The organism is Mesorhizobium sp. B2-2-3 (assembly GCF_006442405.1).
Lineage (GTDB): Bacteria > Pseudomonadota > Alphaproteobacteria > Rhizobiales > Rhizobiaceae > Mesorhizobium.
The window spans coordinates 392,568-402,500 of the sequence record NZ_VFWC01000002.1 but is presented as its reverse complement, the minus strand read 5'-3'; the positions used below and the strand labels follow the sequence as shown (position 1 = coordinate 402,500).

At 60.1% G+C, this 9,933-nt stretch carries 11 protein-coding genes, 1 tRNA gene and 2 rRNA genes (1 of these 14 cut by a window edge); 9 read left to right on the top strand and 5 right to left on the bottom strand.

Annotated elements, in window-relative coordinates:
• The 3 genes from FJ951_RS05125 to FJ951_RS05115 form a co-directional block, all read left to right on the top strand.
• Window positions 1-2,107: ribosomal RNA gene (locus FJ951_RS05125) — 23S ribosomal RNA — on the top strand; it begins 704 nt to the left of the window's first position.
• A 272-nt stretch (window positions 2,108-2,379) separates the two neighbouring features.
• Window positions 2,380-2,494 (top strand): 5S ribosomal RNA (gene rrf, locus FJ951_RS05120).
• A gap of 234 nt (window positions 2,495-2,728) precedes the next feature.
• Window positions 2,729-2,805: transfer RNA gene (locus FJ951_RS05115), tRNA-Met, on the top strand.
• 326 nt (window positions 2,806-3,131) lie between these two features.
• Here FJ951_RS05115 and FJ951_RS05110 read toward each other — a convergent pair.
• Together FJ951_RS05110 and FJ951_RS05105 are read right to left on the bottom strand one after the other, a co-directional pair.
• On the bottom strand, window positions 3,132-3,638 hold the full coding sequence (locus tag FJ951_RS05110) for an Hsp20/alpha crystallin family protein (RefSeq protein WP_140513828.1): 507 nt from the start codon (window positions 3,636-3,638) through the stop codon (window positions 3,132-3,134).
• A 78-nt stretch (window positions 3,639-3,716) separates the two neighbouring features.
• Window positions 3,717-4,199, bottom strand: a complete 483-nt coding sequence (locus tag FJ951_RS05105) for an Hsp20 family protein (protein ID WP_140500457.1) — start codon at window positions 4,197-4,199, stop codon at window positions 3,717-3,719.
• A gap of 26 nt (window positions 4,200-4,225) precedes the next feature.
• Here FJ951_RS05105 and FJ951_RS28365 point away from each other — a divergent pair, with 26 nt between their 5' ends.
• Together FJ951_RS28365 and FJ951_RS05100 are read left to right on the top strand one after the other, a co-directional pair.
• On the top strand, window positions 4,226-4,375 hold the full coding sequence (locus FJ951_RS28365) for a hypothetical protein (RefSeq protein ID WP_181165362.1): 150 nt from the start codon (window positions 4,226-4,228) through the stop codon (window positions 4,373-4,375).
• Window positions 4,362-4,784 carry a DUF982 domain-containing protein gene (locus FJ951_RS05100; protein WP_246671681.1) on the top strand — a complete coding sequence of 141 codons (423 nt, stop codon included), beginning with the start codon at window positions 4,362-4,364 and terminating at the stop codon, window positions 4,782-4,784. Before FJ951_RS28365 ends, FJ951_RS05100 begins: the two co-directional genes overlap by 14 nt.
• A 109-nt stretch (window positions 4,785-4,893) precedes the next feature.
• Here the strand turns inward: FJ951_RS05100 and FJ951_RS05095 are convergent, their stop codons facing one another.
• Window positions 4,894-5,172, bottom strand: a complete 279-nt coding sequence (locus FJ951_RS05095) for an usg protein (RefSeq protein WP_140513827.1) — start codon at window positions 5,170-5,172, stop codon at window positions 4,894-4,896.
• 23 nt (window positions 5,173-5,195) lie between these two features.
• The gene (locus FJ951_RS05090) at window positions 5,196-5,537 is read right to left on the bottom strand and encodes a hypothetical protein (protein WP_224655819.1); all 342 of its coding nucleotides are present in this window, start codon (window positions 5,535-5,537) and stop codon (window positions 5,196-5,198) included.
• A 336-nt stretch (window positions 5,538-5,873) separates the two neighbouring features.
• On the opposite strand from FJ951_RS05090, the gene FJ951_RS05085 reads away from it, so the two are divergent.
• From FJ951_RS05085 to FJ951_RS05070, 4 genes are all read left to right on the top strand, one after another.
• On the top strand, window positions 5,874-6,188 hold the full coding sequence (locus FJ951_RS05085) for a co-chaperone GroES (protein ID WP_140513826.1): 315 nt from the start codon (window positions 5,874-5,876) through the stop codon (window positions 6,186-6,188).
• Window positions 6,189-6,245: 57 nt separating this feature from the next.
• Window positions 6,246-7,877, top strand: a complete 1,632-nt coding sequence (gene groL / locus FJ951_RS05080) for a chaperonin GroEL (RefSeq protein WP_140513825.1) — start codon at window positions 6,246-6,248, stop codon at window positions 7,875-7,877.
• A 72-nt stretch (window positions 7,878-7,949) separates the two neighbouring features.
• On the top strand, window positions 7,950-8,261 hold the full coding sequence (locus FJ951_RS05075) for a hypothetical protein (RefSeq protein WP_224655820.1): 312 nt from the start codon (window positions 7,950-7,952) through the stop codon (window positions 8,259-8,261).
• Window positions 8,262-8,598: 337 nt separating this feature from the next.
• Window positions 8,599-8,895 carry a DUF982 domain-containing protein gene (locus tag FJ951_RS05070; protein ID WP_140513824.1) on the top strand — a complete coding sequence of 99 codons (297 nt, stop codon included), beginning with the start codon at window positions 8,599-8,601 and terminating at the stop codon, window positions 8,893-8,895.
• A gap of 86 nt (window positions 8,896-8,981) precedes the next feature.
• Here FJ951_RS05070 and FJ951_RS05065 read toward each other — a convergent pair whose 3' ends face one another.
• Window positions 8,982-9,899: a LysR family transcriptional regulator gene (locus FJ951_RS05065; protein ID WP_140513823.1), complete on the bottom strand. Its 918-nt coding sequence runs from the start codon at window positions 9,897-9,899 to the stop codon at window positions 8,982-8,984.
• Window positions 9,900-9,933: the final 34 nt, after the last annotated feature.

Sequence of the window (9,933 nt, the reverse complement as noted above, 5' to 3'; positions counted from 1 at the left end):
CAGTTCGTCGCATTAGACCCGAAACCGAGTGATCTAGCCATGAGCAGGTTGAAGGTAAGGTAACACTTACTGGAGGACCGAACCCATAACTGTTGCAATAGTTCGGGATGACTTGTGGCTAGGGGTGAAAGGCCAATCAAACTCGGAAATAGCTGGTTCTCCGCGAAATCTATTTAGGTAGAGCGTCGACCGAATACCCCAGGGGGTAGAGCACTGGATGGGCTAGGGGTCCTCACCGGATTACCAAACCTAACCAAACTCCGAATACCTGGGAGTACTAGTCGGCAGACACACGGCGGGTGCTAACGTCCGTCGTGAAAAGGGAAACAACCCTGACCTACAGCTAAGGTCCCCAAGTTATGGCTAAGTGGGAAAGGATGTGAGGATCCCAAAACAACCAGGATGTTGGCTTAGAAGCAGCCATCATTTAAAGAAAGCGTAACAGCTCACTGGTCTAAATAAGGGTCTTTGCGCCGAAAATGTACCGGGGCTAAAGCCATACACCGAAGCTTAGGGTTCGTGAGCAATCACGAGCGGTAGCGGAGCGTTCTGTAAGCTGATGAAGCCATACCCGTGAGGGGTGGTGGAGGTATCAGAAGTGCGAATGCTGACATGAGTAACGTAAGGGGAGTGAGAGACTCCCCCGCCGAAAGACCAAGGGTTCCTGCTTAAAGCTAATCTGAGCAGGGTTAGCCGGCCCCTAAGACGAGGCGGAAACGCGTAGTCGATGGGAACCACGTTAATATTCGTGGGCCTGGAGGTAGTGACGGATCACACAAGTTGTCCAATCTTATCGGATTGAACGGGCAGCGGAGTGGTTCCAGGAAATAGCTCCTCCTTATAGACCGTACCCGAAACCGACACTGGTGGTCTGGTAGAGTATACCAAGGCGCTTGAGAGAACTATGCTGAAGGAACTCGGCAAATTGCACGCGTAACTTCGGAAGAAGCGTGACCCTTTTCTGCGCAAGCAGAGGAGGGTGGCACAGACCAGGGGGTAGCGACTGTTTATCAAAAACACAGGGCTCTGCGAAGCCGCAAGGCGACGTATAGGGTCTGACGCCTGCCCGGTGCTGGAAGGTTAAGAGGAGGGGTGCAAGCTCTGAATCGAAGCCCCAGTAAACGGCGGCCGTAACTATAACGGTCCTAAGGTAGCGAAATTCCTTGTCGGGTAAGTTCCGACCTGCACGAATGGCGTAACGACTTCCCCGCTGTCTCCAGCATAGACTCAGTGAAATTGAATTCCCCGTGAAGATGCGGGGTTCCTGCGGTTAGACGGAAAGACCCCGTGCACCTTTACTATAGCTTTACATTGGCATTCGTAGTGGCATGTGTAGGATAGGTGGTAGGCTTTGAAACCTGGGCGCCAGCTCAGGTGGAGCCACCCTTGAAATACCACCCTTATCACTATGGATGTCTAACCGCGGCCCGTTATCCGGGTCCGGGACAATGTATGGTGGGTAGTTTGACTGGGGCGGTCGCCTCCTAAAGAGTAACGGAGGCGCGCGATGGTGGGCTCAGAACGGTCGGAAATCGTTCGCTGAGTGCAATGGCATAAGCCTGCCTGACTGCGAGACTGACAAGTCGAGCAGAGACGAAAGTCGGTCATAGTGATCCGGTGGTCCCGCGTGGAAGGGCCATCGCTCAACGGATAAAAGGTACGCCGGGGATAACAGGCTGATGACCCCCAAGAGTCCATATCGACGGGGTTGTTTGGCACCTCGATGTCGACTCATCGCATCCTGGGGCTGGAGCAGGTCCCAAGGGTATGGCTGTTCGCCATTTAAAGCGGTACGTGAGTTGGGTTCAGAACGTCGTGAGACAGTTCGGTCCCTATCTGCCGTGGGTGTAGGAATATTGAAAGGATCTGTCCCTAGTACGAGAGGACCGGGATGGACGGATCTCTGGTGGACCTGTTGTGGCGCCAGCCGCATAGCAGGGTAGCTATATCCGGACGGGATAACCGCTGAAGGCATCTAAGCGGGAAACCCACCTTAAAACGAGTATTCCCTGAGAACCGTGGAAGACGACCACGTTGATAGGCCGGGTGTGGAAGAGCGGCAACGCTTGAAGCTTACCGGTACTAATAGTTCGATCGGCTTGATCGTTCTCATTCCTTATGCCCATCGTGAAACACGATGGTCTGGCCAGCGCTCACGCATGAGCGGCCCTTACGGGCCTATGCTCCGCGAGGGCGCCGGACGACCGGCGACGCGCAGTCGCGCTTGCGGGCTTCGCCCGAAAGCAAACTGTGGATGTCGCTCAGGCACAAAAAGACAGGTGAAGAGCAACGAGCCAATAGCGAATAGGCATCCCCTATTCACTATTGCCTACTGCCCAATCCCTAACCCAGCTTCTCGAATAACGTGCGTTTTGCCGACCTGGTGGTTATGGCGGAGCGGCTGCACCCGATCCCATTCCGAACTCGGCCGTGAAACGCTCCAGCGCTGATGGTACTTCGTCTCAAGACGCGGGAGAGTAGGTCGCTGCCAGGTCTGCCAAACGCACGTTAAACTCACATCCAATCGGATGGATGTGAAATCTTCTCTTCACGAACAGGCCCGCCAACGGGACAACGGGCCGCGTAAGCGGCCCTTTCAATTTGGCGGCGCGAAGCAGGCAAACGCCCGCTTCCAAACATCGAAGCAGAAAACACCTGCTTCCAGAGATCGAAGCAGAAAACACCTGCTTCCAGAGGTCGAAGCAAGCTCACGCTTGCTCATAGGTGGCGCGGGGTGGAGCAGCCCGGTAGCTCGTCAGGCTCATAACCTGAAGGTCACAGGTTCAAATCCTGTCCCCGCAACCAAATCAAAACAGCCCGGCTCACCCCGGGCTGTTCTTGTATCCGGCTGATGGCCCCCCGCTGATTTGAACCCTCGTCAGAGCCCAGCAAAAACCCAAAGCCGACGCAGAGGGTCAAAAACAAATCCCGCAAAACCAAACACAATCCGCCCGCCAAAGCAAAGCCAAGCCAAAGCGACCAGGGGGGCGGGCAAGCCGGGCCACCGCACAAAAGACAGACCTGTCGCCGAAAATAATCCAGCCGGCAAAGCAATGGCGTCCGCAGTGTAAGCCGTCAACATCTCGACCTGAACCGGCGGGTGGGTTTGTCCAACCGCCGGCATAGGTGGTTCAACTCTTGATTTCGATCCGCTTTGCCTGCGCTTGCGCTTTCGCGGTCTTCGGCAATGTAACCGTCAGGACGCCGTTCCTGAAGCGCGCTTCGACATTGTCTTGCTCTACCTCGACGCCGAGCGGAATGCGGCGCTCGAAACGGCCGTAATAGCGCTCGGAGAACTGGCGCTCCTTGTCCTCGGTCTCGGACCGCTTTTCGCCCTTCAGGGTCAGCACGTCGTCATCGAGCAGGACCTCGATGTCCTTTTCCTCCATGCCAGGCACTTCGGCCGTGACACGGACCTCCTTTCCAGTGTCGGAGATCTCGACGCTCGGCCAGCGTCCGCCGTTCGCGGCAACGGAAGGCAAGGATGGCAGACCGGAGCCGAAACCGCGGAAAACATCGTCGAAAAGACGGTTCACCTCGCGGTGCAACGACATGAACGGATCACGTTCGCCATCGCGCAGAAGGCTGGGCACCTGTCCGCGTTCCCGGCCAAAAGGAATGAGATCACGTACGCTCATTGTCTTTCTCCTCTTTGCTTGCGTCTCCACCACCGGGCGACCGGCGTCCGGTTGGTGGAAGCCCTGACCCGAATTGCCTCACGCGGCCTGTTTTTCCACTTGCACGGGCTTTGCCGCGGATTTTTCCTTGGCTTTGGCCATGCTGGTGCCGATCTCGATCTTGCGCGGTTTCATCTCTTCGGGAATCTCACGCTGAAGATCGACGGTCAGGAGACCGTTGACGAGGCCGGCGCCGGTCACCTTCACATGGTCGGCAAGTTCGAAGCGTCGCTCAAACGGCCGTCCGGCGATGCCGCGATGCAGGTATTCGCCATTGTCCTCTCCGGCACGCTCGCCGGCGATGACGAGCATGTTGGGTTCATGCACGATGCTCAATTCGTCTTGACCGAAGCCGGCTACCGCCATGGTGATGCGGTAGGCGTCGTCACCGGTCCTGGAGATGTCGTAGGGCGGCCAGTTGTCGACGTTCGCCGTGCGGCTGGCATTCTCCAGCAGGTCGAAAATGCGGTCGAAGCCTATGCTCGACCGATAGAGCGGTGAAAAGTCGAAAGCGGTTCTCATAGCCATATCCTCCTTCGCTGAGCAACATGGGTACGAGGAGTGCCAAGGATGCGGCACTCCTTGACCTGCCGGCCCTTCCGGCGCCGGCGGAATCGATCTGGGAACTGACGGGCGTGGCGTCAAGAGGCCTGATCGAACGTCTCGTCGAGATTCCGGCGGCCCTTGACGCGGCCTGAACGGCTGACCATCTCGATCACGGATGGACGGTCGCCGGTGACGCCATCCGATTGCTTACTCGCAAAAAGACGTCAAAAAACGGAGGAAGTGATGAACGATATTCGGTTTCCCCAGCCGATTACCCTCGAATTGTCGGACGCCCCACGCAAGGTCGCCAGCAGCTTCGAGGCTCTGGAATGCCTGGATCAACAATGGCCGAAATGGGCGCGCGGACCAAGCTGGCGCGCCGCCGGCCGTGCATGCCGTGATGCGCTGGATGGCTGGCGCAGCGGGCGTGCCGCCTACAAGGCCTTCTTGAAGGCGGCCAAGCGAGCCGGCCTGACGAGGGGCCGCTCCGCTTCGCCCCAGCAATTCCGTTCCGCGGCGATGTCAACGACGGCCCAGCCGATGGCTGTCAGAGCAGGATGACACGAATCCCATCACTCATCCTGCTCGGGAACTCTGATTTTAGGTATGCTCAATCGAGCCTTTGAGCGCGCCGCGTTGCAGGCGACGCGCTTCAGGTTTTTTGATCCGCTCAATGGATGGCAACGATGCCGTCAACGGCGCGCCATTCCGACGGTGTGATTAGACGATGGTGTGCGACGCGCACGGAATGCAGCGCGCCGTCCAGTTCGCTTTCCCAATAGCCAAGGAAGCCCTTCAGCTCCGGAAAATCGGGAGCGAGGTCGTATTCCTGCCAGACATAGAGCTGCAGCAGGTTGGGGTAGTCAGGCATATAATAGTGAATCTCGGCCGTGGTCAGGCCGTAGCCATCCATCTGCAGGCGGAATTCTCTGCTGACCGCAGTCACCATATGTTTCTCCTTTCGCTGACGACCTATGCATTCATCCTGGCGAAGTCGTGCCGGAATTCGTCCGGCGTGGACCGCGGCGCCGGCACGTCGATGTCGAGCTTGCATAGGGCCTCCATGATGTGGTCGAAGCAAACCGGCCGCTCGACTCCCGGCGGCAGGCGCAGTTCCGGCATCGACTCCACCGCGCAGGCATCCGAGGCCCAAGACGACAGGATCGCCCGCTTTTCCCAGAGGTCGAGCGCGTCGTCTTCCAATACCTCGTCAGGATGTTTGAAGTGCCTCGCCGGCGAAAGCAGCCGGTCAAGCGAGGTGTCGGGCGTGTCAGTCAGGGAAGGCATGATCGGCGAAAATTTATGTCGGTCCATCGCTGTCCTCCGTCTGCAAAAACTCCTCGATAGCGTCCAGTTTCCGGCTGTGCTTCGGCAGCGCCGGCCAGGATAATCTTGTTAGCTCTTCACCAAAATTCAAGCGGTGAAATCGTCGACCTGGCGAGAATCCCCGCATGATAACAACGCGTTGGCACTCTCATGCGACGAGCGCCAAAATTTTTGCGCCAACCTCTTGAAACCGGAAAATTCCAAAACTAGCTCGATATGCGCGCGCGATGCCTGAACAAGGGTCGCGGCACCTCGTGCCGGGCCGATATTGCCGGTCCGGCGCGGAGGAACCTCAAAAACTGTTTGTCCTTGAAGGAGAACGACATGACGTTCCGCCCATTGCACGACCGTATCCTGGTCCGCCGCATCGAAGCCGAGGAGAAAACGGCTGGCGGCATTATCATTCCCGACACAGCCAAGGAAAAGCCGCAGGAAGGCGAGGTGATCGCCGCTGGCCCGGGTGCCCGCAACGAAGCCGGGCAGCTACAGCCGCTCGACGTCAAGGTGGGTGACCGCATTCTGTTCGGCAAATGGTCCGGCACCGAGATCAAGCTCGGCGGCCAAGACCTGATCATCATGAAGGAAAGCGATGTGATGGGCGTGATCGAGCAGACCGCGACCGTGAAGAAGGCCGCCTGACGGCTTCTTGCCAAGTTACCAGTCAACGAAAGCTGCCTAAATTGAAGGAGTGATCCAATGGCTGCCAAGGAAGTGAAATTCCATACCGAAGCCCGCGAGAAGATGCTGCGCGGCGTCGACATTCTGGCCAATGCGGTGAAGGTGACGCTCGGTCCCAAAGGCCGCAACGTCGTTATCGACAAATCCTTCGGCGCGCCGCGCATCACCAAGGATGGTGTGACGGTGGCCAAGGAGATCGAACTGGAAGACAAGTTCGAAAACATGGGCGCGCAGATGGTGCGCGAAGTCGCTTCGAAGACCAACGACATCGCCGGCGACGGCACCACGACCGCGACCGTTCTGGCCCAAGCCATCGTCAAGGAAGGCGCCAAGGCCGTCGCCTCGGGCATGAATCCGATGGATTTGAAACGCGGCATCGACAAGGCCGTGGAAGCGGTCGTCGCCGAACTGAAGGCCAACGCCCGCAAGGTGACGAAAAACGATGAGATCGCCCAGGTCGGCACCATTTCGGCCAATGGCGATCCCGAGATCGGCCGGTTCCTCGCCGAGGCGATGGAGAAGGTCGGCAATGAAGGTGTCATCACGGTGGAGGAGGCCAAGACCGCCGAGACCGAACTGGAGGTGGTCGAAGGCATGCAGTTCGACCGCGGCTATCTCAGCCCGTACTTCATCACCAACCAGGACAAGATGCGCGTCGAGCTCGAAGAGCCCTATGTGCTGATCCACGAGAAGAAACTGTCCAACCTGCAAGCCATGCTCCCCGTCCTCGAGGCAGTCGTGCAGTCGGGCAAGCCGCTGCTGATCATCGCCGAGGATGTCGAGGGCGAGGCGCTCGCCACGCTGGTCGTGAACAAATTGCGCGGCGGCCTGAAGGTCGCGGCCGTCAAGGCGCCCGGCTTCGGCGATCGCCGCAAGGCGATGCTGGAGGATATTGCCATCCTCACCGGCGGCACGGCGATCAGCGAGGATCTCGGCATCAAGCTCGAGAACGTCACGCTGCAGATGCTGGGCCGCGCCAAGAAAGTGGTGATCGAAAAAGAAAACACCACCATCGTCGACGGCGTTGGCCGCAAGGAAGAGATCCAGGGCCGCATCGCCCAGATCAAAGCGCAGATCGAGGAGACTACCTCCGACTACGACCGCGAGAAACTGCAGGAGCGGCTGGCGAAGCTCGCCGGTGGCGTCGCCGTCATCCGTGTCGGCGGTTCGACGGAAGTCGAGGTGAAGGAGCGCAAGGACCGTGTCGACGACGCGCTGCATGCGACCCGTGCGGCGGTCGAGGAAGGCGTACTCCCGGGCGGCGGCGTCGCGTTGCTCCGGGCCGCCAAGGCGCTCGATGCCTTGCCGATCGACAATGCCGACCAGAGGACCGGTGTCGAGATCGTGCGGCGTGCGATCGAGACCCCGGTGCGCCAGATCGCGGAGAACGCCGGCGCCGAGGGCTCGATCATCGTCGGCAAGTTGCGTGAGAAGAGCGAGTTCGGCTGGGGCTGGAACGCCCAGACCAACGAGTTCGGCGATCTCTACGGCCAAGGCGTCATCGATCCGGCAAAGGTCGTGCGCACCGCGCTTCAGGATGCCGCTTCCGTCGCTGGCCTGCTGGTCACCACCGAGGCGATGGTGGCCGAGAAGCCAAAGAAGGAGGCCGCGACCCCTGCCATGCCCGCCGGCGCGGGCATGGACTTCTAGGACGCTGGGAGGCCGCCCGCTCCCACAAGTGGGAGCGGGCGCTTCCCGGGGAAAGTTTGGAGAGAGACCACTATGACCGGTATCGGTTCCGTTTCGGCGCCCACGCATCCGGCAAACGAATTTCTCGCCTACGAGGCAGAATGCAGGAGCGTGCTGGGGCCATTGTTGATGCGCGTTCTCGACATGGCCGAGTCCGCAGGCTGGAGCCGCCGAACGGCGGCGTCGACGCTGATGTTCCTGGCCGCGCAGCATGTGTCGGCAGCCTCGGAAAGCTCCGGCGGCTCAACCAGGGATGGAGGACGCGATCATCGGAGCCCCACAGCAAACGATGGACCGATGTCCGGTTGGGAGGAGGACCGACATGATCGTGGGCCAATTGCGTGAATGCCTGAAAACGTTGAGGTGGAAAGCGGCAGACCTCGTCGACGAGCTTGGTTGCCCGCAAAGCCAGGTCGCCGCCTGGCTCGATGGGCGGGCGCTTCCGCCGCTTTCCGTCCTTGCCTGGCTCGAGGCGCTCGCCAGGGCGCATAGGGCGCTACCGGCGCCCGGCCGAGGCTCGCCGGTGCTCAAGCAAGCCCGGTCGAGCCAGCCGAGATCAGGCTCGCGGCCGCCGGAAATCCGACGACACCGGCGCACCCGCCCTATCCGCGCCGACCTGTCTTCGCGCACCAGGCTGCCCGACATGCTTCGGTTCGTTTGCCGTCGAATGGAGGTTTAAACCATGGCACAGATGCGCTTTGAAGAACCCGTGACGATCTTGGTCGGAATGGGGCTTCCGGTGACGATCGAGACTGCGATGGAAGCATATGCCGTGCTGCAGGACTGGCCCGTTGCCAGCCGGAACGGCGCCCATGCCGTCGCCCTCAACGCTTGCAAAGCCGGCATTGCCGGCGAGATCGATGCGGAAACCGTGCGGGCGACCTTGATCGCCTTCGCGCGCCGCAATGACATTCTGGTGCCGAATATGATCTCGCCTGCGAGTACCGCGCCCAGCGGCCGCACCGTGCGAGCGGATTGAGGATCTATACGCGACCTATCGGTGAGCGCCCGGCGACCAAAACGATCAGCCCGTCAGCCTCGAGCTGGCGGGCTGTCTCCGTCGCCTCAGGCCGTTTCGACGAGACGCGAGCGTTTCTTCTCGGCGGCCGCCAGCAACTCGACGAAGGCGCGGACCTTGGCTGGCCGGAACCGGGCCGGAGGGAAAACGGCATGGATGCCGCCGGCAGGCAACGTCCAGTCGGCAAATACCGGCACGAGACGCCCCTCGGCGATATCGTCGCCGACACTGTAGTCGGGAAATACGCCCAATCCGATACCGGCGAGCACGCAGGCAAGAGCCGCCGGGCTCTTGTCGCACATGATGACCGGGTTGAGTTCGGTCAACACCGTTTCTCCCTCTCTTGAAAACAGCCATTGGCCGATGCCGCGCAGCTGGGCGTTGCCGACCCAGGCAAGCGATCTTGCCTGGCGCGGGGTGACATCGGGCGGCAGCCTTGCGGCGAAGGTCGGGTTCGCCACCACGACCTGCTGTATCGTGCCCAGGCGCCGCGCCTGATTGGAGGAATCCGCAAGCCAGCCGACGCGGATGCCGAGGTCGATCTGCTCGTCCACCAGATTGCTGACGGCGTCATCGAAAATCGCCTCGACGCGCATATGCGGATAGGTTCGGAGATAGGCGGCCATGACCGGCGCAACGATCTTGGTGCCATAGTCGAGCGGCGCGGTCAGCCTCAGCATTCCCTTGGGTTCGATCGCCCCGTGCGAGATCTCGCCATAGGCCGCTTCGGCTTCGCGCAGGATGATCATCGCGCGGTCGTAGAAGAGGCGACCCTCCTCGGTCGGCGTGACACGCCGCGTCGTGCGCCGCATGAGCGTCGCGCCCAATTCCTGTTCAAGCCTGCCGATCTGGTGGCTGACCACGGCCTTGGCCACGCCAAGCCGGTCCGCCGCCGTGGTGAACGAGCCTGTCTCCATCACCGTGGTGAAATAGACAAGCCGATTGAGATTCAGGAGTTCGGTCACATGCTTTGTCTGATTAGATCAGACAGTTTGTATT

Excerpts from the sequence above, each read along its gene's own strand:
- FJ951_RS05110 (WP_140513828.1), bottom strand. The coding sequence starts at position 3,638 with ATGAGCGTACGTGATCTCATTCCTTTTGGCCGGGAACGCGGACAGGTG.
- FJ951_RS05075 (WP_224655820.1), top strand. The coding sequence starts at position 7,950 with ATGACCGGTATCGGTTCCGTTTCGGCGCCCACGCATCCGGCAAACGAA.
- FJ951_RS05090 (WP_224655819.1), bottom strand. The coding sequence starts at position 5,537 with ATGGACCGACATAAATTTTCGCCGATCATGCCTTCCCTGACTGACACG.
- FJ951_RS05105 (WP_140500457.1), bottom strand. The coding sequence starts at position 4,199 with ATGAGAACCGCTTTCGACTTTTCACCGCTCTATCGGTCGAGCATAGGC.
- FJ951_RS05085 (WP_140513826.1), top strand. The coding sequence starts at position 5,874 with ATGACGTTCCGCCCATTGCACGACCGTATCCTGGTCCGCCGCATCGAA.
- groL (WP_140513825.1), top strand. The coding sequence starts at position 6,246 with ATGGCTGCCAAGGAAGTGAAATTCCATACCGAAGCCCGCGAGAAGATG.
- FJ951_RS28365 (WP_181165362.1), top strand. The coding sequence starts at position 4,226 with ATGGGTACGAGGAGTGCCAAGGATGCGGCACTCCTTGACCTGCCGGCC.
- FJ951_RS05070 (WP_140513824.1), top strand. The coding sequence starts at position 8,599 with ATGGCACAGATGCGCTTTGAAGAACCCGTGACGATCTTGGTCGGAATG.
- FJ951_RS05095 (WP_140513827.1), bottom strand. The coding sequence starts at position 5,172 with ATGGTGACTGCGGTCAGCAGAGAATTCCGCCTGCAGATGGATGGCTAC.